The 22,492-nt window shown below is 72.0% G+C and carries 19 protein-coding genes and 1 pseudogene; 7 read left to right on the top strand and 13 right to left on the bottom strand.

Annotated features, from left to right (window positions below; genetic code table 11):
• Positions 1–54: 54 nt before the first annotated feature.
• Positions 55–204, bottom strand: a pseudogene (locus CRYAR_RS51105) (cupin domain-containing protein); the annotation flags it as partial.
• Positions 205–223: 19 nt separating this feature from the next.
• Between CRYAR_RS51105 and CRYAR_RS39660 the strand changes: the two are divergent.
• The gene (locus tag CRYAR_RS39660) at positions 224–832 is read left to right on the top strand and encodes a class I SAM-dependent methyltransferase (RefSeq protein WP_035858518.1); all 609 of its coding nucleotides are present in this window, start codon (positions 224–226) and stop codon (positions 830–832) included.
• On the opposite strand, the gene CRYAR_RS39655 is transcribed toward CRYAR_RS39660, so the two are convergent.
• Together CRYAR_RS39655 and CRYAR_RS44310 are read right to left on the bottom strand one after the other, a co-directional pair.
• On the bottom strand, positions 829–1,632 hold the full coding sequence (locus CRYAR_RS39655) for a hypothetical protein (RefSeq protein WP_157018440.1): 804 nt from the start codon (positions 1,630–1,632) through the stop codon (positions 829–831). The genes CRYAR_RS39660 and CRYAR_RS39655 overlap by 4 nt on opposite strands.
• Positions 1,633–1,712: 80 nt before the next feature.
• Positions 1,713–3,365, bottom strand: coding sequence for an IPT/TIG domain-containing protein (locus CRYAR_RS44310; protein WP_084701562.1), 1,653 nt, complete (start codon positions 3,363–3,365; stop codon positions 1,713–1,715).
• A 119-nt stretch (positions 3,366–3,484) separates the two neighbouring features.
• Between CRYAR_RS44310 and CRYAR_RS39645 the strand changes: the two genes are divergently transcribed.
• Positions 3,485–4,573, top strand: a complete 1,089-nt coding sequence (locus CRYAR_RS39645; RefSeq protein ID WP_169745151.1) for an FG-GAP repeat domain-containing protein — start codon at positions 3,485–3,487, stop codon at positions 4,571–4,573.
• Positions 4,574–4,579: 6 nt separating this feature from the next.
• Here the strand turns inward: CRYAR_RS39645 and CRYAR_RS39640 are convergent, their stop codons facing one another.
• The gene (locus CRYAR_RS39640) at positions 4,580–4,864 is read right to left on the bottom strand and encodes a YggT family protein (RefSeq protein ID WP_035858517.1); all 285 of its coding nucleotides are present in this window, start codon (positions 4,862–4,864) and stop codon (positions 4,580–4,582) included.
• A gap of 99 nt (positions 4,865–4,963) precedes the next feature.
• Positions 4,964–5,311: a hypothetical protein gene (locus tag CRYAR_RS39635; protein ID WP_157018438.1), complete on the bottom strand. Its 348-nt coding sequence runs from the start codon at positions 5,309–5,311 to the stop codon at positions 4,964–4,966.
• A 212-nt stretch (positions 5,312–5,523) separates the two neighbouring features.
• Here CRYAR_RS39635 and CRYAR_RS39630 point away from each other — a divergent pair, with 212 nt between their 5' ends.
• Entirely contained in the window at positions 5,524–5,877 is a 354-nt protein-coding gene (locus CRYAR_RS39630; RefSeq protein WP_084701558.1) for a response regulator, read from the top strand.
• Between the two features lie 126 nt (positions 5,878–6,003).
• Here CRYAR_RS39630 and CRYAR_RS39625 read toward each other — a convergent pair whose 3' ends face one another.
• Positions 6,004–6,342: a histone-like nucleoid-structuring protein Lsr2 gene (locus tag CRYAR_RS39625; protein ID WP_035858511.1), complete on the bottom strand. Its 339-nt coding sequence runs from the start codon at positions 6,340–6,342 to the stop codon at positions 6,004–6,006.
• A gap of 779 nt (positions 6,343–7,121) precedes the next feature.
• Between CRYAR_RS39625 and CRYAR_RS49295 the strand changes: the two genes are divergently transcribed.
• Positions 7,122–7,802 carry a hypothetical protein gene (locus CRYAR_RS49295; RefSeq protein ID WP_035858509.1) on the top strand — a complete coding sequence of 227 codons (681 nt, stop codon included), beginning with the start codon at positions 7,122–7,124 and terminating at the stop codon, positions 7,800–7,802.
• Positions 7,803–7,874: 72 nt separating this feature from the next.
• Here the strand turns inward: CRYAR_RS49295 and CRYAR_RS39615 are convergent, their stop codons facing one another.
• The 5 genes from CRYAR_RS39615 to CRYAR_RS39595 form a co-directional block, all read right to left on the bottom strand.
• Positions 7,875–8,888, bottom strand: coding sequence for a DUF389 domain-containing protein (locus CRYAR_RS39615; RefSeq protein WP_035858507.1), 1,014 nt, complete (start codon positions 8,886–8,888; stop codon positions 7,875–7,877).
• A 21-nt stretch (positions 8,889–8,909) separates the two neighbouring features.
• Positions 8,910–11,072, bottom strand: coding sequence for a HelD family protein (locus tag CRYAR_RS39610; protein WP_063725831.1), 2,163 nt, complete (start codon positions 11,070–11,072; stop codon positions 8,910–8,912).
• A gap of 122 nt (positions 11,073–11,194) precedes the next feature.
• Positions 11,195–11,992: a universal stress protein gene (locus tag CRYAR_RS39605; protein ID WP_157018436.1), complete on the bottom strand. Its 798-nt coding sequence runs from the start codon at positions 11,990–11,992 to the stop codon at positions 11,195–11,197.
• 523 nt (positions 11,993–12,515) lie between these two features.
• A complete protein-coding gene (locus tag CRYAR_RS39600; RefSeq protein ID WP_035858503.1) occupies positions 12,516–13,721 on the bottom strand; it encodes a GAF domain-containing sensor histidine kinase in 1,206 nt (401 codons plus the stop codon).
• Positions 13,722–13,992: 271 nt separating this feature from the next.
• Complete coding sequence (locus CRYAR_RS39595; RefSeq protein WP_051571326.1) at positions 13,993–14,484, bottom strand: hypothetical protein; 492 nt, start codon at positions 14,482–14,484, stop codon at positions 13,993–13,995.
• A gap of 526 nt (positions 14,485–15,010) precedes the next feature.
• On the opposite strand from CRYAR_RS39595, the gene CRYAR_RS39590 reads away from it, so the two are divergent.
• Entirely contained in the window at positions 15,011–17,215 is a 2,205-nt protein-coding gene (locus tag CRYAR_RS39590; protein ID WP_169745150.1) for an FUSC family protein, read from the top strand.
• A gap of 10 nt (positions 17,216–17,225) precedes the next feature.
• The gene (locus CRYAR_RS39585; protein WP_169745149.1) at positions 17,226–18,635 is read left to right on the top strand and encodes a PrsW family intramembrane metalloprotease; all 1,410 of its coding nucleotides are present in this window, start codon (positions 17,226–17,228) and stop codon (positions 18,633–18,635) included.
• Here CRYAR_RS39585 and CRYAR_RS39580 read toward each other — a convergent pair.
• Positions 18,632–18,982, bottom strand: a complete 351-nt coding sequence (locus CRYAR_RS39580; protein WP_245620628.1) for a GroES family chaperonin — start codon at positions 18,980–18,982, stop codon at positions 18,632–18,634. The two genes, CRYAR_RS39585 and CRYAR_RS39580, sit on opposite strands and share 4 nt — an antisense overlap.
• 96 nt (positions 18,983–19,078) lie before the next feature.
• Between CRYAR_RS39580 and CRYAR_RS39575 the strand changes: the two genes are divergently transcribed.
• Positions 19,079–20,476, top strand: coding sequence for an AI-2E family transporter (locus CRYAR_RS39575; protein WP_035858496.1), 1,398 nt, complete (start codon positions 19,079–19,081; stop codon positions 20,474–20,476).
• 7 nt (positions 20,477–20,483) lie between these two features.
• Here the strand turns inward: CRYAR_RS39575 and CRYAR_RS39570 are convergent, their stop codons facing one another.
• Positions 20,484–22,448: a helicase C-terminal domain-containing protein gene (locus tag CRYAR_RS39570; protein WP_084702052.1), complete on the bottom strand. Its 1,965-nt coding sequence runs from the start codon at positions 22,446–22,448 to the stop codon at positions 20,484–20,486.
• Between the last annotated feature and the right edge of the window lie 44 nt (positions 22,449–22,492).

The raw sequence follows: 22,492 nt of genomic DNA, 5'->3' as shown, positions 1-22,492 counted from the left end.
GGTCGAGCAGGGCCGGCCCAGTTCGGCCGTTGGTAACGACTCCAGCCGGTCGGGGGCATGGCTGAGCCCGTACGGCGCCCCCGCGGCCGTGAAGACGACGTCGCCCGGCGCCAGTGCACGCGGCGGGTCGGACGGCGAGACCAGCCACCCCTCGCCGCGGATCATGATGTGGAAGCCGCTGACCGGGTAGGACGGGTAACGCATCCCCCACGAACCGGCGCCGGTGACCCAGCAGGCCTGGGCCCGGCCGATCCGGACGCTGCCGACCGACAACGCGCCGCTCACCGCGACGTACCTGAAGGGCCGTGTGGCGCGGTACCCCCACGCGTCCGCGGACCAGGCCGACGCGAACGCGCTCCCCTACGAGACGGATTCGTTCGACGCGGCCTTCTCCGTCCTCGCGGTGATGTACGCCGGTCCGCACGCGCTGGCCGAGATGCGCCGGGTCGTGCGTCCCGGCGGCACGGTGGCGATCGTGCACTGGGCGAAGCCGCACATGTCCCCGTACACCGAGATCCTCTGGAGCACGAGCAGTGCGCTCGCCGTCGACCTGCCCCACCTGGGACGGGACGAGTTCGGCGCGGTGCTGTCCGAGGCCGGGTTCTCGGACGTGCGGGTCGAGCCGATCGAGGCGAAGTACGAACTGCCGCGGGCCGACGAGTTCCTGCTGGACTTCACGCCGTTCGTCGTGACCTCACCGGTGTACCGCGCGATGAGCCCGCTCGAGCGCGCCGAGCTGGACACCGCGCTGGCCGAGCGGGTGCGCCGGATCGAGAGCGGCCAGGACCCGCGTCCCGCGTTCGAAGCACACGTGGCCTGGGCCCGCGCCTAGGGCTTCGGCATCGCGGTGGTGTGCGCGATTCTCTCGACGACGTCGGTCAGGCGGAGCAGCCCGGCCTGCTGGTGGACGCGGAGCGTGCGCAACTCGGAGCGGCCGGCCGTCGCCAGCAGCACCGCGGCCGCCGACCCTTCCAGCACGGTGCCGCCGGGCCGCCGCCGATCGAGCCGGGTGACCGTCCACCCGTCGTCACCGCAGGCGAACGCCCAGCCACCGGACGGCGGCGTGAACACGGCCGCCCCACCGGCGATGCCGTCCTCGCAGGCCGAGCCGCCGAGCAGGTCGACCCACGCGGCGAGCCCGGAGTCCAGTAACGCGTCCGGCGGCGTCGGAGCACCGCAGTCGACCAGGTCGAGAGCGTGCACGGCCAGCGGGTAGACCTGGCCGAGCAGCGTGGTGAGCAGCGGGAGCCGCCCGAACGGCGACACGGTCGGGTCGAGGTCGAGCCACTCGTCGAAGCTGGTGAAGTAGATCGCGACCGCGTCGCGGTGCCGGCGCAGCGCGGCGAGGATCTCGTCCCGGCCGACGTGCCGGTGGGTCTCCACGACGGCGTGCAGATCCGGCGGCGGGCCGACGGCGCCGCTGCGCGCGGAACTCACCAGGTCGTGCAGGGCCGCGTACTCGGTCCACAGCCCCAGCTGGATGCAGACGTCGGCCCCGGTGCTGCCCGCCGCGAGACAACCGCGGCTCAGATCGGCCGATTCCGCCGAGACGAGAAACGCGTCCCAGGCCGCCAGGACCCGGGGCGCCACCTCGGTGCGCCCGGCATCGGCCAGACCGTGCGTCCCCACCACGCTGCCCATGGTGCCGAGAAAGCGTCGACGGGGAAAGGCCCGGAGAGCCCGATCGGACTCTCCGGACCGTTCGGACCGGGTCAGGACACCCAGGTGAAGAGGTTTCCCTCGCCGGGCGCGCTGGTGCCGCCCGGCGTGGTGACCTGCACGTTCGCGCTACCGGCGGCGTGCTGCGGAACGACGATGCGCACCTGGGTCGGCGACACGGCGGTGAACGTGATCCGCTTGCCGTCGAGCAGAACCGCGCTGACGCCGAGCAGGTCGGTGCCGGTGATCGTCACCGGCGTGGTGCCCTTGGCTTTGCCCGAGGCCACCGAGAGCCCGGTGACGACCGGAGCCGGCGGGTTGACGTAGGTCAGCACGTCGGTGGCGCTCGTCGCGCTGGCACCGCCCGCGGTCGTGACGACCACGTGTGCCGCGCCGGCCCGCGCCACCTTCGGTACGACGAACGTGAGCGTGGTGTCCGACGTGACGGTGACCGCGGTGGCCGCGGCCGACCCGACCTTGACGCTCTTCGCGCCGGTCAGCGCGGTACCGGTGAGGGTGACGGTGCTGCCGCCGAAGATCACCGAGGTCGACGCGGACAGCCCGGTCACGGTCGGGCGGGGAGCGACGTAGCGGTACTTCGTCGCGGCGGACGCCGAGCTGGAACCGGTGGGCGAGGTCACGGTCACGTCGGCCGCGCCCGCGGTCGACGCCGGGACGGTGGCGACGAGGCGGGTGGCACCGTCCACCTTGGTCGTCGTGAACGTGGCCGTGGCCGGGCCGAATTTCACCGCGGTGGCCGTGTCGAGGCCGGTCCCGGTGATCGTCACGGTGTCACCGCCGACGGTGGACCCGGTCCGCGACGAGAGCGAGACCACGGTCGGTGCCGGAACTGTCGGCTTCTCGGCCACGGTGATGCCGTTCACCGTGTACGCGGCGCTGACGAGCTTGTTCACGAACGCCCAGGAGAGCTTCGCGTCGCCGTTCGTGCCCCACGCCGTCGACCACTGGTTGCGGATCCAGACACCTTCGCTGTCGTAGCCGTACGCGGTGACCATGTGGCCGCCGAGCGAGGTGCCGGAGAGCGTGTTGTACGTGCTGTTCGCCTTGAGGCTCTGGAAGTCCCGGAACACCGGGAAGCCGATCGCGACCGGGTTGCCCGCGGCGAGCGCCCGCTCGATCGCCAGCTGACCGGTGGTGCCCTGGTTGGCGACGCCGGACCAGAGTGCCTTCCACCCGGTGATCCGATAGTTCGACGCGTTGGCGACCTCGGAGGAGGTGGGCTTGACCGAGTAGTTCAGCGTGCCCTGGAAGTAGTCCGACTGGGTGTCCACACCGTACTTCTGCGCTTCGGTGAGCGCGTTCTCCGGCACCAGCCCGGTGTTCGGCGCCGCGCCCTTGACCGCGCGCAGGTAGAGGTAGAGCGGCGCGTACGGCTCCCCGGACCCCTTGGCGTAGTAACCCATTATCGAGTAGCCGATCGTCCAGGCCACGCAGGCACCGACGTTGCCCTGGTTGCCGACGGCCGGAGCGTCCGCGCGCAGGTCGACGCTCGCCGGCAGGTCCTCGGCGTCCCGGATCTGGGCCGATCGGGAAGCGGCGGTGACGACGGTGGTGCCGGGGACGTACCCGCCGACGGCGTAGGCCGGTGTCGGTGCGGCGACCGCGGGGGCCAGCGGCACGACGGCGGCGGTGACCGCGACCGCTCCGCTGACCAAAGCCGAGAGCGGGCGAGCAAACGTGCGCATCCGTGCTCCTTCGCGAAGACGTCCTGATGCCAGGACGTCGTCGGCGAGGTGCCGGAGCTGAGCGGCGGATGGGTGTTATTCAGGGGCGAACGGGGTGGGTTTCGGTCGGAGGGGCAGACATGGGAGCAATTAGTACGGTCGTCGCGATCGGGGTGTCGATTGCGGTGGCGCACGGCGCGCAGATCGTCGGGCCGACGCCGGACGATCCGTCGAAGTCCGGCGTCCCGGCCGATCGGCCGTTGTCGGCGTCGGCCGATGGGTTCGGTGGCCGCGCCGGGGACTTCGACGGCGACGGTCGGGACGACGTCGCCGCGTTCACCCGGGGAAAGGGCGGTGACGTCTACGTCGCCCGCTCCACCGGCACCCGGTTCGACGGCATCGGCGACCTGTGGTCGGACGAGTTCGCGTTCTGGAGCCAGACACCTCTCGCCGGCGACTTCGACGGGGACGGTCGCAGCGACGTCGCCGCGTTCGCCCGGGGCGCCAAGCCGACGGTGTCGGTCGCGCTGTCGACCGGGCGGTCGTTCGGACCGACGACGGTGTGGACGACGTCGTTCGCACCGGACACCGACATCCCGGCGGTCGGTGACGTGAACGGTGACGGGAAGGACGACGTGGTCGCGTTCCGGCGCGGGAGCACTCCGACGGTGTCGGTCGCGCTCTCGACCGGCCGGTCGTTCCGCGCGGCCACGACCTGGCACCGCTGGTTCGCTCCCGGAACGTCGATCCCGGCGGTCGGTGACGTGAACGGCGACGGCCGGGCCGACCTGGTCGCGTTCGCGCGCGGGCGGACGGCGTCGGTGTGGGTCGCGCTCTCGACCGGCGCGGCGTTCCGGGGCGCGACGCGGTGGAACGCGTGGTTCGCCGAGAACGGCGCATCGCCGGCGCTCGGTGACGTCGACGGCGACCGGCGGGCGGACCTGGTGGCGTTCGACCGGGGCGCGGTGACCGTGGCCGTGTCCACCGGGCGGTCCTTCACCCGCTCGGCGGCGCCGTGGCTGCGGTCGTGGGCCGAGGGTGAGGCGGTTCCCGGCGTCGGGGACTTCGACGGTGACGGGAAGGACGACGTCGCCGCGTTCACCCGGGGCGGACTCGCGGACGTGTACGTCGCCCGCTCCACCGGCTCGGCGTTCGTCGCGTCCGCCGAGCGGTGGCACGAGTACTTCGCGGCCGCTACCGAGATCCCGCAGCCGGGTGTCCTCTGGTGAGGCGCCCTACAGGGCGGCCACCAGGCTGCGCAGCACGATGAGCGCGACGAACACCAGGATGATCGACAGGTCGATCGCGACGCCGCCGACGCGCAGCGGAGGCACGACCTTGCGGATCGGAGCCAGCACGGGTTCGGTGATCCGGGTGACGACGTTGATGGCCTTGGCCCGGAATCCGCCCCAGGCCGGCGGGCCGGCCAGGACCACGGACCAGTCCAGGACGATGCGGGCGATCAGCACCCACCAGAAGACCGTGAGGACGAGCCCGAGCAGATAGCCGACGATGGTCAAGGGTTCCTCCCCGAGGTTTCCAACTGTCTCAACAGTGCGTCGGCCGCCTGAGGGCAGACTGAGAGGTCCGTGCGGAGATGCTGAGCACAACCCTAGTGCTCAACCCCGGTGACGAGGCGGTTTGCGCTCCCGGTAGAACCGCGCGCCGACCGGCGGGGGAGCGGCCTCCGGTACGTACCGGACCACCGGGATCTCCTGGGTGATCGCGCGGCTCATCGCGCGCTGCTCCTCGGCGGCCCGGGCCCATTCCTCGGCCAGCCGGGCCGCGGCCATCGTCTCGGCCATGATCTCCGCGGCCCGCTCCGCGGCGATGCACGGCAGCGGCCGCCCGCAGGTGCAGACGTCTTTCTCGGCGCGGTGCGCCTCGGCGATCAAGTAGGCGTCCATCCACCGGTCGGGGTCGGAGCACCCCGCCGGAGGAGTCGTCGCGGGACCCGAACCAGTCACTGCACCTCCCCCGTTTCCCGGCGGGGATGCTGCCAGTCCCCAGTGGAGCGGGGAAGGCTACTCGCCGGTAGCTAACCTGCCGGAAACGAGCGTTGACCGATCCGATGAGGTCGGGGGTCGGCTGTTAAGGGGGCCGTTCGGGGGTCAGGATTGCTACCGGCCCGCAACCGGGGTGCACCGGGACCGCCACCGGGGCGGCGAATGCTGACGGCATGACCGAGCGACGCCGGGCGCTTGTGCTCGAAGACCAGCCGGATCTCGCCGCACTGTTCGCGCTGCAGTTGCAGGCGCTGGGCTGGTGCGTCGACCAGGTCCGGACCGAGGCCGAGGTCGTCGAGGCGGCGAGGACGCAGCCACCGGACGCCATCATCATCGACACGTTGATCCCCGCGTCGGACGGCCAGCCGCTGGTGGAGCGGATCCGGGCCGGTCTGGCCGGTCGGCCCTGCCGGCTGATCATTTCGACGATCTACGAGCCGAGCGACTTCGTCGGGGTCGACGTCGATGCGGTACTGACGCTGCCGCACCACCGCGCGGCGCTGGAATATGCCCTGCTGACGAGCTGAGCGCCGGCCCCGCCCCATCCGTACGACGGGGCCAGGCGGGCGACACGCCGGACGGAAAGCCGGCTCGTTCCGGAAATCGAGCTGATCGGGTTCGTCAGCCCTTTAGCCGGTTAACGGTGATGACCGTCAGTGTTCGGAGTTGTACTGATCGATGACTTCCTGCGGGATGCGTCCGCGATCACTTACCTGCAGGCCCTTGCCCTTGGCCCATTCCCGGATGGCCTGGTTCTGTTCGCGGCCGGACCGCTGACTAGTCGCGGCCGGACGACGATTCGTACGGGTTCCGCCACGTCCGGCCTTGCGGGCCGCCTGCACGTACTTCTCGACCGAATCCCGGAGTGCGGCTGCATTGTCGCTCGACAGGTCGATCTCGTAAGAGGTTCCGTCGATCGCGAAGGTGACGGTCTCTTCGGCGGTGCCGCCGTCGAGGTCGTCCACCAACATGACCTGTACTTTCCGCGCCACAGAAGTTCTCCTCGTCGTGCTATCGGTGGCCACACCCTACTAGTCGTGCGGAACGAATCCTGCATGCACCCTGGTGTGTTCAGGGTGATTCCCGACGCCCGGAACCGGTAGTCGGTCGATAACGAATCGGCGGTCGCGGGAGTTCCGCCGCAGAGCAAATACGTAGGGCTGTGGCCGTAGTGCCCGGATGATCGCCTGCGGATTGCAGGATATCCGTTCGTTGCTAGCAGGTGGGGTTAATAGAGGGGCTGCTCGGCCGTGAAGGTGATACTCGCCACCGCCAATACTGGCCGTGACCGGTCGATCATTCAAGAGTGGTCACGGAACGCTTCTCGTCTAACACCGAGTGCGTGAGTGAATTGCGTGACCGGAGCCGCTCGTCTCGCGGCGGGGTTGCAAATAGTCCGTTCTGCCACCAAAGTTCCCCCCGTCGAGCGGTGCTGTCGTGACTGCTCGTCGGTCTCGTGGCCGTGGGGAGCCGCGGGTTGAGGCGTACGAGGGTTGGCTGTTTCGTGTGCTGCCGGACCGGCGCGTTGTGCGCGCTGCGCGGTAGAGCCGGAACGCTCACTCTGACGACGATCGCCACGGTGTTCCCGCCGCCAATCGTCCGGCCGACAACGGTCCATTGTGGGGACGAAGTCGGCTACTGACCAATAACCGTTCTGCCGACGGTTCTCCCCCCGCGCAGTCGCGCGTTCGCTCGATGCCTGATCACGGCCGGAGGCCGCGACAGGACCCTTACTCAGTTCACACGTACCTCAGGAGAGGTCTCCATTTCGATGAACATCTGGATTCGTCGTTCGCTGCAGGTCGGAACCGTGTCGGCAGGCATCGTCCTGGCCGGCGCGGCGGCCGCGCAGGCGCAGACCGGAAACGTCAACCACACCGCCGCGCCGACTAGCGTCGTCCAGGGCGGGAACACCACCGACGACAATGACGCCGACGCCCAGCAGCCGGTAAATGGTGGCATCCCGGTCGGCGCGAAGGTTTACGACAAGAACGCGCCCGCCGGGCAGGCGCAGCAGCCCGCTAACGAAGGCCGTCCGGCCGGAACGAATGCGGATTACAGCGCGGCTCCGGCCGGCCAGGCCCAGGCTCCGGCGGGCGAGAACAACGCGGCCGCCCCGGCGGCTCCGGAGACGCCGGCCGCCCCCGCCGCTCCGGAGACGCCGGCTGCTCCGGCCGCTCCGGCTCCGGCACCCGAGAACGCGGTTGCTCCGGCCGCCGGCGGGCCGACCGTCGTCAACGCGAACGGGCCGCTCATCGTGCGTCCGATCACCCGTCCGATCGTCGTCATCGACGACGACGATGACGACTTCGACTTCATCGGTCGGGGCCCGATCTTCCGCAGCGGCTGGTGGTGGGAGGGCGGTCGTCGCTACCACCACCGCTGGGACTGCCCGTCGTTCCACCGTCACCACCACGGCTGGGGACGTGACTGCGACCGTCGCTGCTTCTGACGGTTCGTAAGCCTCTGGTTCAGGCACCCGCCCGCCCCCGGTTCACCGGGGGCGGGCGTTCCGGTACGGGCGTCAGTCGCGCGGGTCGCCGTCGGCCGCTCGGCGCCGTGCACTGCGGCGCGCCCGCGCCGCCACCCGGCGCGCCTGCGGCGTGCGCTTCGGCTGCAGGGACCGCCGCTGCCAGAACAGTCGTTGGACGACGAGCGTCAGCACCCCGCCGACCACGATCGCGACGAGGTTCACGGCGAGCTGCACGGCCGAGCCCCAGGCCTCGTCGAACACCCCGAAGGCGAGCGCGACGGCCACGTTCGCGGCTGCGGGCACCGTCGTCACGGAGATCAGCACGCCGACCAGCGCCCCGGATTTCGCCGAGGTCAGCGACGTGATGCCGGCGATCCCGGCGAGGAACCCCACGACCCAGGAGAGCGCGTCGGGGCGCCAGATGAAGTCGGTGAGCGGCCGGTCGCCGAGCAGCATCGACCGGTCGACGAGATCGAGCGCGGCGAGCAGCCAGGTCGTGGCCAGCGTCGCGGCCATCGCCACCGGGAAACCGACGAGCAGCGCGACCGCCGCGCGCACGGCCATCGCGCGCCGACGTTGCACCAGGCCGACGCAGAACGCCGCCAGCGGCCCGAAATCCGGCCCGACGACCATCGCGCCGACGATCAGGATCGGCTGATCGAGCAGGACGCCGATACCGGCGATGATCGTCGCGACGACCAGGAACGTGAGGTAGGTCGCGGACAGCTGGATCTCGTCGCTGACGCGGTGCTCGATCTCCTCCCAGATCACCGCGTCGGCGCCCAGGCCGGGGGCGTCCTCCTCCGCCTTCCGGCCCGACTCGGACAGGACGAGGTCGACGTTCTCGGCCGTGATCGCGCCGTCCTCGGCGAGGCCCAGGTCGCGGAGCGCGCCGAGCACGGCGCTCGCACCCTCCCGGGCGACGTCGCAGAGCACGACGTCGCCCACCGGATCGCGGGCCGCCCCGGTCAGCACAGCCAGGTGGGTGACCGAGGAGTCGCCCTCGAGCAGCTCCGTCACCGCGGGCATCCGGTCCGCCGGAACGATCAAACGCAGGTGCAGCACCGGCTCACTGTAGGGGCGGGCTCAGAACAGCGAGAGGGGCTCCGCGACGCGGTCCGGCGCGGACCGGTCGGCGGGCGGGGCCGCCCAGTCGGGCTCGGTGGAGATCACGACCAAGCGGTGCGTTGCCCGGCTGAGCGACACGTACAGCACCCGGTGCCCCGCGCTGGACTCGGCGATGATCTCGGCCGGCTCCAGCACCACGACGCCGTCGTACTCCAGGCCCTTGGCCTCGATGCTGTCCACGACCTGGAGCCGTCCGGCGCCGAGCCCGGCCAGCTGCGCGGCGACCTCGTCCTGCCGCACGGCCGGGGTGACCACACCGACCGTGCCCTCGACGTCGGCCAGGAGCTCTTCGACCGCCGACCGCAGCTCGGCGGTCAGCCGCTCGCCGGACACCAGCCGGTCCGACGGCTTCGCGCCGGTCTCGCGTACCGCGGTCGGGAGTTCGAGCCCGGGCTCCCACCGGCGCAGCACCGAGGCGGCGAGCTCGAAGATCTCGGCCGAGTTCCGGTAGTTCGTGGTGAGCGTGTAGCGACGCCGCACCCGGGTGCCCACGGCCGCGTCCATCGCTGCGGTGGCTCCCTCCGGGTCCTCCCAGGCACTCTGCGCCGGGTCGCCGACGAGCGTCCAGGAGGCGTACTTGCCGCGGCGACCGAGCATCCGCCACTGCATCGGGGAGAGGTCCTGCGCTTCGTCGACGACGATCAGCGAGAACTCGTCGTCGTCCTCGTCCACCGCCGGGGTCGTCGCCGGTGCGCGGTCGGAGGAGAGCCGGATCTCCTGCATCTCCCACTCCTCCGGACGCCGACGACGCACCTGCGGCTTCGGCGGCTTACCGAGCAGGGCGCGCAGCTCGTCGATCAGCGCGACGTCCGCCACCGACCAGCCGTCCTTCGCGAATGACGCCGCCAGTGGTCCGACGTCGCTCCGGCCCAGTTCGGAGCCCGCGCAACGGGCCAGGCGCGATCGGTCGGCCGCCCAGCGCAGTACCTGTTCGGGCTCGACGATCGGCCACCACGCGGCCAGGAACTCGCGGAACTCGTCGCGGTCACGAAGGGTGGCGTCGAAGGACTCGCGCTCCCAGTTCTCCGGAGCCCCGGACCAGGAGCGGGAGACGTTCCACAGCGCGTCGAGCAGCGCGGTGGCCGCCTGGCCGCGAGCGGAGTTCGGGGTGCTGCCGCGCCGGCGGGCCGCCTTGCGCGCGGCGGCCAGCGCCCGCACGTCGAGAGTGAGCACTTCACCGCCGTAGACGACGCGGAACCGGTCCGGCGCGGTCGGCGCCGGAAGCCAGGCCAGGCGGGAGAGGACCCGGCGGATGCTCGCCGCGCCCTTGATCGCGGACAGCGCCGCGTCGTCACGCCTCGTCGCGCGCACCCCGGAGAGCATCGTCGCGAGCGAGCGCAGCACGACCCCCTCCTCGCCGAGCGAAGGCAGGACCTGGTCGATGTACCGCACGAACGTGGGGGAGGGCCCGACGACGAGCACCCCGCCACCGGCGTACCGGTTGCGGTCGGAGTAGAGCAGGTACGCGACGCGGTGCAGCGCGACCGCGGTCTTCCCGGTGCCGGGCCCGCCCTCGATGATCGTGGTGCCGGCGGCCGGCGCCCGGATCGCCTCGTCCTGTTCGCGCTGGATCGTCGAGACGATGTCGCGCATGGCCTGCCCGCGGGCCCGGGCCAGCGTCGCCATCAGCGCGCCTTCGCCCACGACGGCCATGCCCTCCGGTGCGGCGGCCGGATCGAGCAGGTCGTCGGAGAGGCCGACCACGCGGGTGCCGGAGGAGTGGATCACCCGCCGTCGCACGACGTCCAGCGGGTCCTCGGCGGTGGCGCGGTAGAACGGCGCGGCGGCCGGAGCGCGCCAGTCGACGACGAGCGGCTCGTAGCGCGCGTCGAGCACACCGAGCCGGCCGATGTGACGGGCCTCACCGCTGCGCAGGTCGAGGCGGCCGAAGACCAGACCGTCGTACCCGCTGTCGAGCGCCTTGCGCCGCCGGGCGGCCTGGTGGACGAGGACGTCACGCTCGTAGAGCGCGCCCTCGTGGCCGAGCAGGGCCCGTCGGTGTCCCTCGGCTTCGACCTCGGCGGTACCGGATCGAACCTCCTCCAGCCGGGCGTACACGTCGTCGACGTGCCGTTGTTCGGCGGCGATCTCGGTAGTGAGGGTGGAAGGACGGTCGGTCAACGCGGTGCTCCGGGCTTCGGGGGTGATGCGGCTAGAGAAGCCTAGACAGAGCATGGCGCGGGCGGGGTCGTGCCGCGAGTCGATGTTTCAATCCGCCCCGACCGGTAGGATCGAAGGGGAGATCAGGCGCGGACCGCGGCCACCGTCGTCGGCGGGTCGAGCAGCACCCCGCGGGCGGTGGAACCGAGCCGGGAGCGCGCTCCCGCCGGGCGTCCGTTGACGCCGACGACGAGCAGATCCGCACCGCGCGAGAGCCGGGCCAGCACGGCGAGCGGCCGCCCGCGGTGCACCGCCGAGGTCGCGCGTACCCGGAAACGGTCGGCGAACGCGCTCACCTCTTCGTCCACCAGCGCGTTCGCGGCCGGGTCGTCGGTGACGGACGTGTCGAGCAGGCTGTCGTCGATCCAGTAGTCGGCGGCCGAACCGGTGGTCACGAACACCGCGACCAGCGGCCGACGGTGGCCGGCCGCGTGCGCGAACGCGTACTCCAGGGCGGCGCGGGACGCGGGCGACCCGTCGACGCCGACGACGACGTGGCCCGGGAACGGACCCTGCTGCGCGGTGCCGGTACGGACCGGTGGCCGGGCGACGACCGCCGCCGAACGGCCCTCGGTGGCGAGCCGCACCGCGATCGTGCCGACGAGCTGGGTGCCGGAGCCGGCCCCCGCCGCGGTGCCGACCACCACGATGCCGGCCTGGTCGGCGGCTGCCGCGAGGACGGTGAGCGGACGGCCCTCGCCCCGGACCGTGCGGACGTGGCCGGCCGGAACGGCCCGCCGGGCCAGCGCACCGGCCTCGGCGAGGACGGCGTCGGCGCGCTCGTCGTTGCCGGCGTGGGCCACCACCAACGGGGCGTGCAGCGCGCGGGCTTCGCGGGCGGCCCAGGTGAGGACGCCGGTGGGATCGTCGCCGCGGGACACGCCGACCACGATGCCTGCGGCGGCGGGAGCCCAGCGGGGGGTGCCGGTGACCCGACGCTGGACCTGCTCCCGAGGGCGCAGCGGCGCAGAGGGTGCTGTCGATCTACTCGTGTCGAAAACCGTCACGGCACTTCCCCTCCTGCGACGGCCGGCACCCCGTCGTTCGTGCTGATTGCTGGCGGTGGGCTCCCGTGGGCCCTCGTTCAGCGTGCCTAATCCGACGGGCCCGTACCAGCGAATCTCTGTAATCGGGACGGATAGCCGGACCGTCCCTTCGGGGGCAGGAGGGGAGTACCAGCGGGTATGACTAGGCGTTTAGATACGTCTACCCAGAGTAGATGAAGGTTCGAGTATCACTCCGTGGGAATGCCTCGGCGCACGGCTCGCCATCCCTCCCCAGAGGGGCGGGCGAGCCGTGCGCTTCGGGGTGGGACACCCCGCCGGCCATCCCTCCCCAGAGGGGCGGGCCGGCAGGGAGATTCACCCGGCTCCGGTGCGGGAGCTGACCGGAGCCGGGGAGTCGTCAGCTGTTCCGGACGAGTTCCAGAACAGGCGCGGGTTGGGCCGCGGCGAGCGGCAGCAGGAGCCGGACCGTGGTTCCGCTGCCCGGCGCGCTCTCCAGGCGCACCAGACCGCCGTGCGCGGCGGCGATCGCCTCGGTCACCGCGAGGCCGAGCCCGGCCCCCGGCGCCTCGACGCGCTGAGCGTGCTCACCGCGGTAGAACCGGTCGAACACCCGCGGCACCTCGTCGGCGGGGATGCCGACGCCGGTGTCGGTGATCGTCACCATCGCGGCGTCACGCAGGTCGGCCGCGTCGCCGGAGGACACCCGCACGCCGATGCGGCCGCCGGCCGGGGTGAACAGCAGGGCGTTGGAGAGCAGGTTGTCGACCGCGGTGCGCAGCATCGTGCCGTCGCCGGGGACCCGGACCGACTGCTCCACCCGGACGTCGACGGCGACCCCGGCCTGTTTGGCCCTGGCTCCGGCCGTACGCACGGCGTCGTTGACGAGCGCGGACAGGTCGATCGGCGAGCGGTGCACGGTCGCCTTCAGCGCGTCGCCCGCGCGGGCGGTGACCAGTAGGTGGTCGATCAGCCGGACCAGGCGGTCGGCGTTCCGGCGGATCGCGCTCACCATGCGCTCGCGGTACTGCTCGGGGATGTCGTCGAGCTCGTCGAGAAGTTCGAGGTTGCCGGTGATGACCGCGACCGGCGTCCGCACCTCGTGGGTGATCAGCGAGATGAAGTCACTGCCGAAGCGACCGAGGGCCGCGGCCTCGCTGGCCGACTGCTCGACGGCCGAGCCGAGCGTGAGGATGGCGGTCGCCTGGTCGGCGAGCAGGCCGAGCAGCTGGGCCCGCTCCGGCCCCAGCGCGCCGGGCTTGCGGTCGAGCACCGAGAGCGCGCCGACGACGTTGCCGGTCGTGTCGAGCAACGGGACGCCGGCGTAGGAGCGGGCGCCCTGCTCGACCGCGGTGAGCGGCCCGACCGCGTACCGAGGGTCCTCGAGCAGGTCCGGGATCTGCAGCGGAGCGCGGTCGCCGACGATCCGGGCACACGGCGACGCGGCGCGGGAGAGCTGCGTGACGCCGATGTTGTGGCGGACCACCACTCGGACACGCTCGGCCTCGACGAGCGTCAACATCGCCATCGGCGCGCGAACGGCCTCGGCGGCGATGCGGACGATGTTCGCCAGCACCGGCTCGACCGACGCGCTGAACTCACGCATCGTCCGTACTGCGGCGAGCCGTGCAGGCTCGTCGGCCCAACGGGCCGGAAGCTCGACATCCATGTCAGTCCCCGTATGTCTGGGGCGGCATCCGTGCCGCCTCCTGGCGTACATGGGTGACATCGGGTGGGCGCGGGCCGGCGCGAGCACAAACGGAGGTGCACTACGGGTGCGGGCCCCGCGCGATGCGCGGGGCCCGGCGAGTTCCTGGGGTTTCGACCTGTTCCCGGCCTACGCGGCGTGCGCTAGGGCCGGGGAGGGGGTCGGCGGGTCAGCTCCAGTTGACCTGGGTCTGGTTGCCGGCCTGGGTGGGGTCGGTGGTGCGGTCGGTGTAGCCGTCTCCGTCGGTGTCGACGGCGGCGTATTCGGCGTTGCCGTTGTAGTTGTCGTCGGCGACGTAGGTGTCGGCTTTGCCGTCGTAGTTGGTGTCGGCGGTGGCGTGGTCGATGTGGCCGTCCTGGTTGGCGTCGACGCCGTTCCAGTCGACGACGTCGTCGTCGTTGGTGTCGCCGGCGGCGCGGTCGAGGATGCCGTCGCCGGTGGTGTCTTTCCAGTAGGTGTCGGCGTCGCCGTCGTGGTCGTCGTCGTAGATGGCGTCGTCGACGATGCCGTCGGCGTTGTAGTCGTGGGCGACGAAGTCCACGGTGCCGTCGTTGTTCTGGTCGGCGGTGATGGTGACGCTGCCGTCGGCGTTCTCCGAGAAGGTGACGTCGTCGTAGGTGCCGTCGCCGTCGACGTCGACGTTGGTCTCGTACTCGCTCATCGGGGTTCGCGTCCTTCCGCGTCTGTACTGGCTTCGTGGCGTGCTCGAAGTCGACGTTAGGCGCCGACGAGCACGCTGGTATCCCCAGAATGTGCCACCCGGGTGGGCCTTTCCGCTGGCAGTGTCAGGTCACCGACGATGCTTCGGTGACACCCGTTCGCCCGACCATCGGATCGAAGGTACGGATGACCACCTCAAGGTGAACGTGCGGTTACGCCGTGCTTCTGAATTCGAAAGCACGAAAGCCTTGCCTTCGGTTGTGCCCGGGGGTACAAATTCCTGGCGGGCCCCGCCTCTCAGAACGCCGCAACGCGGTGGAGAGAACAGGGCCCGTCCAAACTTCCCGGCCGCCCCGCAACGATTGTTGCGGGGCGGCCGTCGTTCGTGGGCCGGGTCGATCGGCGCCGATGCGAGGTGCGGCGCAGGTCGTGCGGGCCGGTCCGGGAGCGCCGCGGGGCAGCGCGGAGCGGTGGCTCTCGGTGTGGATGCGGGTGCGGGGGGCTTGGGGGCGTTAGGGTCGGAACACGTGGCAACCGGGGCGGACGTGGGGCGGACGGCGCGTGCTGCCTTCAGCGGGCTGATCGCCGTTCCCCGGGCGAAGCTGAGTCCTCGGGTCGCGGCTCGGGGGACGCTCGCGGTGGCGTTGCCGCTGTTGATCGGGGCCATCTCCGGGGACGTCCTGCCGGCCGTCGCGGCCACGCTCGGGGCCTACTTCACCGGGTTCGCCGACCTGACCGGGCCCTATCGGCGGCGACTGCGGCTCGGGTTCGCGTTGGCGCTCTGTGGGGCGCTGTCCGTGCTGTTGGGGGCGCTCGCCAACCCTTACGCGGTCGTCGCGGTCCTGCTGGTGGCGCTGTGGGGGTTCCTCGCGGGGCTGCTGACGTCGCTCGGGCCGTCCGGCACGCGGGTCGGGATCACCGGGCTGATCGTGCTGATCGTGATCGGGGAGCAACCGCAGGAGCTCAGTCAGGCGCTGGTGGCCGCGGCGGCGGTGTTCGTGGGGGCGGCGTTGCAGACGTTGCTGGCGATCGCGCCGTGGCCGGTGCGGGGGTATGCGCCGGAGCGGACGGCGGTGGCGGCTGCCTATCGGGAGCTCACCGATGTGGACCCCGGGGGTGGGGGACCGGCGTACCCGGTGGTGCTCGAGGCCCATGCGGCGCTGCGAGGGCTCGACCCGCAGCGCCACCGGGCCGTAGCCGGGCTGCGCATGTTGTTGGACGAGGTCGAGCGGGCCCGGGGTGAGGTCGTCGCGCTGGCGGTGCTTCGGGCCCGGTTGGCGGACCTGGACGAGGCCGCGGCCGCTGACGAGGTCGGCGCGGTGATCGATGCCGCGGCGGCGGTCGGGGCCACGATCGCGGAGCGGCTGACCTCCGGGCCCGACGACCTGCACCCCGATCTGGTGTCCGCGCTGGACGAGGCGCTCGCCAAGGCCGTCGCGGCGGTGCGGGCCCGGCGGGACGCTCCCGGCCGGGCTCCGCTCACCCGGCGGGGCGCCGCGGCCCGGTCCGCCGCACTGGCCGGCCAACTCCGCGCCGCCCGCCGAATAGTCGAGGCCACCGACCCCCAGCAGGCCACCAGCCCAGCCCAGGCCACCGACCCGGGCCCGGGCCACAGCCCCGCGACCGACTCCCCGACCACTGCCAACTACCCGGACCACACACCCCCTCACCACGACGCGCCCGTGTTCCTCATGCCGGCCGACGAGCCGCTCACCGTGCTGCGTGCCAACCTCCGTCCCTCCTCCGAAGCCTTCCGTCACGCCCTGCGGCTCGCCTTCACCCTGGCCGTCGTGGCCACCGCACTTGTCGCGCTCGGCCTGCCGCGTGGCTACTGGCTGCTGCTCACCGTCGCGGTGGCGATCCGTCCCGACTTCTCCGCGACCGTCAAGCAGGTCGTCGACCGGGTCGCCGGAACCCTCCTCGGCATGCTCGTCGTCTCCGCGCTGCTGGAGTGGGTCGTCTCCGACACCTGGCAGAAGATGGCGCTCGTCCCGGTCTTCTACTTCCTCCTGCGCACGGTCCTCGCCGCGAACTTCGCGCTCGGCGCGGCCGCGATGGCCGGGAACGCGGTGCTGATCGCCGACCTGCTCGGGGCGTCCGCCGGGCAGTTGATCCCGGAGCGGCTCACCTACACCGTCGCGGCCGGTGTCATCGCGCTCGCCGCGTACCTGGCCTGGCCCACCTGGGAGCGGTCCACCGCCAGGGAGACCCTCGCCGACGCCATCGAGTCGGCGCGCGGCTACCTGCGCACCGCGGCCGACCCGGACGCGTCCGACACCGACGTCGACGCCGCCCGCACCACCGCCAGGGTCGCGCTGAGCAACGCGCGGGACTCGGCCAAGCGGCTGGCCGACGAGCCGGGTACCCCGCCCGCGCTCGTCGACCTGGCCAACGGCGTCAGCGTGCACGCGAGCCGGTTGGTGCAGGGCGGCATGGCGCTGGAGGCCGCCCGGGACATGTACCCGGAGGGCCTCTCCCGCCCGGAGGCACGCACGTTCGCCGCCCACGTCGACACGGCGCTGGCCGCCATCGCCGGCGCGCTGCGCACCGGGCGTCGCCCGAAGGCTCTTCCGACGCTGCGCGCGGACGTCGACGATTTGATCGCCGTCGCACCATCCGCCCGGCTCGCGACTTTCGCGACCGCCGCCGATCGGCTCACCGACGGGATCGGCACGCTCAATCACCTGCTCCGACAGGATGCTCGGGGGGCATCCGAGGCTAGCTCCGATTAGGCTGCGGAGCATGGTTCATCCCCCCGCCGGTCCGGGGCTGCCCGGGCAGCATCCGGGCGTTCCCCACCCGTCCGAGGGAATGGCCCAAGCGGCTCCGATGGTGCCCTGGCACAAACGACGCTGGGTCGGCATCGCGGTCGCGGTCGTCGCCGTCGGCGTGATCGCGCTCGCCGGTCTCGGTATCTACGGCATCCTCGGTTACAGCCTCGGGCCGGGCACGCTGATCCTGGCGCTCGGCACCGCGGTGCTACCGGTGCCGATCCTGCTGGCGTTCTTCTGGTGGCTCGACCGGTACGAGCCCGAGCCGCGGCGCTACCTGGCGTTCGCGTTCGCCTGGGGCGCGTGCGTGGCGACGTTCGCCGCGCTGATCATCAACTCGTTCGGCGGGCGGGTCATCACAGGCGCCGGCGGTTCCGAGTCGACCACGGCGGTGCTCGTCGCGCCGCCGACCGAGGAGTTCTTCAAGGCGATCCCGCTGTTCATCCTGCTCGGCCTCGCGCTCACCGGCCGGCGGCAGATCAACGGTGTGGTCGACGGCATCGTCTACGCCGGTATGTCCGCGGTCGGGTTCGCCTTCACCGAGAACGTCCTCTACTTCGGCTCGGCGTACCTCGGCGACGAAGAGAAGAACATGCCGGGCGGCATCACCGCGCTGATCGTCACGTTCGTGCTCCGCGGCATCTTCTCGCCGTTCGCGCACCCGCTGTTCACCGCGATGACCGGGGTCGGCGTGGGGCTGGCGGTGCGTAGCCGGCACACGTGGGTGAAGATCGTCGCGCCGATCGGTGGTCTCGCGCTCGCGGTGCTCCTGCACGGCACCTGGAACCTGCTGGCCTCCAGCCAGGACTTCGGCGTGATCCTCACCGGGTACACGCTGCTCATGCTGCCGATCCTGATCGCGATGGTCACGCTGGCGATCGTGCTCCGCGGCCGGGAAGCCAAGGTCGTCGGCCGGGTGCTCCCGGTGTACGCGGAAGCGGGCTGGTTCACCGCGCAGGAGATCGCCGCGCTGGCCACCATGCAGACCCGGCGCGCCGGGCGGCAGTGGGCTCGGGGCATCGCCGGCGGCATCGGCGCCAAAGCGATGTCGGACTACCAGTTCGCGGCCACCAAGCTGGCGATCATCCGGGATGCGCTCGCCCGCGGCATCGCCAACCGCGAGTTCGCCGACGAGGAGCGTCAACTGCTCGCGACCGTGGACGCCCGGCGGCAGTACATCCTGCAGCACGCGCGCCCGGGCACGACGATGCCGTGGTCGACGTCGCCGGCCGCCTACCCGCCGGGCCACGGCGGTTCCAACTACGTCAGCGGCAGCTATCCGGCCGGGTCCAACTACAGCGGCCCCGGCCAGATCTACAACCCGACGTACTACGGCGGCGGGCACCACCCCGGGTACCAGCCGCACCACGACGGTCGTTAGAGATACAGCCCGGTGCCCTCGTCGTCGACGCGGGACGCCGCGACCGCGTGGACGTCGCGCTCACGCATGAGCACGTAGTCGTTGCCGCCCAGTTCGACCTCGGACTTCTCGTCGGGGTCGAACAACACCCGGTCACCGACCTCGACCGTGCGCACGGTGGGGCCGACCGCCACCGCCGTCGCCCACGCCAACCGGCGCCCCATGGCCGCGGTGGCCGGGATGACGATGCCGGAGCTGGACCGCCGTTCACCAGCGGTGCCTTCCAATTTCACCAGTACCCGATCGTGCAGCAGGTGGATCGGTAGGCCACCGTTCACGGAGTTGACCAAGTCGGGTTCTGTACTCACAGCTCCACACGGTATCGCCGAGTGTGTGGGGATCCGTGGGCGCGGGTAGAAGGCGCCAGTACGGTGCGTCGGGAACGTCTGAAGGGGGAACCCCGGGTGAGTTGGCTGTTGCGGGTGCGCGACGAGGCGCGCGAGCGACTCGCGGCAGCGCGGGAGAATCAGGCCGTCCCACCGGATCAACCGGTGGTCGAGGGTCCACCGGGCGTGGTCCTGCTGCCCGCGGACGAGCCGGACAACGAGAGCGTGCCGGTCGCGCTGCGGGTCGGAGCGGCCTGGGCCTGGCGCCTGGCGATCGTCGCCGTGGTGCTCTACGGGCTGTTCCACCTCATCTCGATGCTTCGCGTCGTGGTGATCCCGCTGATGGTGGCGCTGCTGCTGGCCGCGCTGCTGGAGCCGGCCGCAGGCTTCCTGCGGCGCAACGGTGCGCCCCGGGCGCTGGCCGCGACCACGATCCTGGTGTTCGGGCTCGTCCTGGTGTTCGGAACCCTCGCGCTCGTCGTCCAGGCGTTCATCAACGGTCTCGCCGACCTGACCGATCAGGTCAACCAGGCGCTCAACGAGGGCCGCGACTGGCTGCTCTCCGGCCCGCTGCACATCTCGCAGGGCCAGATCGACCAGTACGTCGAGCGGGTGCAGACGTGGCTGTCGGAGAACAGCTCGTCGCTGACGTCGGGTGCGCTGAGCACCGCGACGACGCTCGGTGAGGTCGTCACCGGGTTCTTCCTGGTGCTGTTCACGACGTTCTTCTTCCTCAAGGACGGCGCTCAGATCTGGCGGTTCCTCACCCGCCTGCTGCCGCGCCCGGCCCGCCCGGCGGTGCGTCAGGCCGGCCACTACTCCTGGCACACGCTGACGTCCTACGTACGCGCCACGGTCTTCGTGGCGTTCGTCGACGCGCTCGGCATCGGCATCGGGTTGGCCGTGCTGAAGGTGCCGCTCACGCTGCCGCTGGCCGCGCTGGTGTTCCTCGGTGCGTTCATCCCCGTCATCGGTGCGACGCTCTCCGGAGCGGTGGCCGTCGCGGTCGCGCTCGTCACCCAGGGGCCGGTGCCGGCGCTGATCATCCTGGCGGTGGTCATCGGTGTGCAGCAGCTCGAGGGCCACGTCCTGCAGCCGCTGATCATGGGACGGGCGGTCGCGCTGCACCCGCTCGCGGTGATCCTGGCGATCGCGATCGGCATCACGGTGGCCGGCATCGTCGGTGGTCTGGTCGCGGTGCCGCTGCTGGCCGTGCTGAACACCGCGATCCGCTACCTGGTGCTGCGGCCCGACGGCGGCCCCGCACCCTCGGACGCTCCACCCGGGACGGAACCCACCGACGACGACGAGGCCGAGGTGGAGAAGGCCCGCGTGGAGGCCGAGCAGAACGCCACCGTCGGTGCCGCCGGCGCGGGCGCGGCGACCCGCACCGACCCGGTCGCGGCCGCTCCGGCAGCCACGGTGCCGCCGGCTCCGACCGGGGAGCCACCCGGCCCGGTGGCCACCAGCAGCTGAACCCGCGTCACGTCTCCGCGGTGCCGCCCAGGCGTTTCAAGGCACCGCGGACGACGTCGGGCGACGTCGTGTACCAGAACGGCGGCAGCGTGCGGCGGATGAACTCGCCGTACCGCGCGTTGTGCAGGCGGGCATCGAGCACCGCGACGACCCCGCGGTCACCGGCGGCCCGGATCAGCCGCCCGGCGCCCTGGGACAGCCGGATCGCCGCCGCGGGCACCGACACGGCCATGAACCCCGACCCGCCGGCGTCGTCCACGGCCTTGGACCGGGCGGCGGTGAGCGGCTCGTCGGGCCGGGGGAACGGCAACCGGTCGATCACGACCAGCTGGCACGCGTCGCCCGGCACGTCGACGCCCTGCCAGAGCGACGCGACGCCGAGCAGACACGTCTGCGGCTCCTCCTTGAAGCGCCGCACGAGCAGGTGGATCGAGTCGTCACCCTGCAGCAGCACCGGAAGATCGGTCTGCGCCCGGAGCGCCTCGGCCGCGGTGGAGGCTGCCTTCCGTGACGAGAACAGGCCGAGCGTCCGCCCGCCGGCCGCCGTGACCAGCTCGACCAGCTCGCGCTGGGCGGCCTCCGACAGCCCGGACATGCCCGGCTTCGGCAGCCGCGACGCGACGTAGAGAATGCCCTGCTTGGGATAATCGAACGGCGAGCCGACGTCGAGCGCGCGCCAGACGGCCGGCGGCTCCTTGTCGTCGTCATCGTCGATCACGGGCGGCTCGACCCGCCGGACGTCGCCGGTCTCGGGTGTGCGCCCGTAGTCGACTTCGAGACCGAGCGAACGGGCGACGGTGTCGAAGCGCCCGCCGAGCGCGAGCGTGGCCGAGGCCGCGACCACGACCCGGTCCCGGAAGAGGCCGCTGCCCAGCGCGGCTGAGACCGAGAGCGGAGCGACGTTCAGCGCGGGCGGCCGCCGATCTTCCTGGGCCACCCAGGCGACGTCCCGGTCGGACTGTTCGAGCAGGCGCTCGACGGTGTCGACGAGCCCGGTGAGACCCTGCTTGGCCTGGTTGCGCTTGACCGCGTCGGCTTCCTCGGGGCCGACCTCTCCGCCGAGCGCGTCCAGTGCGGCCCTGGCCGCCGAATCGACGAGGAACAGCGCGTCGTAGAGCGGCTCCGGCAGCCGTTCCAGCCGACCCGGCCGCGCCCCGTCCAGCATGCGCTCCAGGAGATCGGCCGAGCCCTCCACGTCGTCGCGCAGTTTGTCGGGGACGAACGAGCGCAGGCGGCGGGCGGCCCGGCTGATCACCTCGGCGTTGAGCTCGGCCTGCGCGGCGCTGGTGACCCGGTCGGTGAGCTCGTGGGCCTCGTCGATCACCAGGAGCGCGTGCTCGGGGACGATGTGCCGGCCGGAGAGCAGGTCGACGGCGAGCAGGCTGTGGTTCGTGACGACGATGTCGGCCTGCCTGGCCTTGGCCCTGGCCGCCTCGGCGAAGCACTCCTCGCCGAACGGGCACCGGGCCGCGCCGACGCACTCCCGGGCCGGCATGCTGACCTGCCGCCAGGCGCTGTCGTCGACGCCCGGATCGAGATCGGCGCGGTCGCCGGTGTCGGTCTCCTCCGCCGCCCACTCGCGCACCCGGGTGACCTGCTGGACGAGCTTCCCGGCCGCGCCGAGCCACTGGGTGTCGGTCTCGAACAGGCCATCGTCGTCGTCGGCCGCGCCGGGCTCCAGCCGGGCCCGGCACGCGTAGTGGTGGCGGCCTTTCAGCAGGGCGAACGTCGGCGTGCGGCCGAGCACCGGGGCGGCGGCCTCGACCAGCCGGGGCAGGTCGTGGTTGACCAGCTGGGCCTGCAGCGCCAGCGTGGCGGTGGTGACGACGACGCGCTTGCCGGTGGCCAGCGCAGGCACCAGGTACGCGAGCGACTTGCCGGTGCCGGTGCCGGCCTGCACCAGCAGGTGTTCGCCGGTGTGCACGGCCTCGGTGACCGCGCGGGCCATCATCCGCTGCCCGGGACGGTCCATGCCTTGGGGCACGGCGCCGATCGCTGCGGCGAGCAGCGCCTCCG

The organism is Cryptosporangium arvum DSM 44712 (assembly GCF_000585375.1).
GTDB classification, from domain to species: domain Bacteria; phylum Actinomycetota; class Actinomycetes; order Mycobacteriales; family Cryptosporangiaceae; genus Cryptosporangium; species Cryptosporangium arvum.
Note: the sequence above shows the minus strand (reverse complement) of the source record. Positions and strands in the feature narration are given on the sequence as shown.

Coding starts and splice junctions, on each gene's coding strand:
- CRYAR_RS39570 (WP_084702052.1), bottom strand. CDS start 22,448: ATGGACCGTCCCGGGCAGCGGATGATGGCCCGCGCGGTCACCGAGGCC.
- CRYAR_RS49295 (WP_035858509.1), top strand. CDS start 7,122: ATGAACATCTGGATTCGTCGTTCGCTGCAGGTCGGAACCGTGTCGGCA.
- CRYAR_RS39630 (WP_084701558.1), top strand. CDS start 5,524: ATGACCGAGCGACGCCGGGCGCTTGTGCTCGAAGACCAGCCGGATCTC.
- CRYAR_RS39600 (WP_035858503.1), bottom strand. CDS start 13,721: ATGCGTGAGTTCAGCGCGTCGGTCGAGCCGGTGCTGGCGAACATCGTC.
- CRYAR_RS39585 (WP_169745149.1), top strand. CDS start 17,226: ATGGTTCATCCCCCCGCCGGTCCGGGGCTGCCCGGGCAGCATCCGGGC.
- CRYAR_RS39645 (WP_169745151.1), top strand. CDS start 3,485: ATGGGAGCAATTAGTACGGTCGTCGCGATCGGGGTGTCGATTGCGGTG.
- CRYAR_RS39595 (WP_051571326.1), bottom strand. CDS start 14,484: ATGAGCGAGTACGAGACCAACGTCGACGTCGACGGCGACGGCACCTAC.
- CRYAR_RS44310 (WP_084701562.1), bottom strand. CDS start 3,365: ATGCGCACGTTTGCTCGCCCGCTCTCGGCTTTGGTCAGCGGAGCGGTC.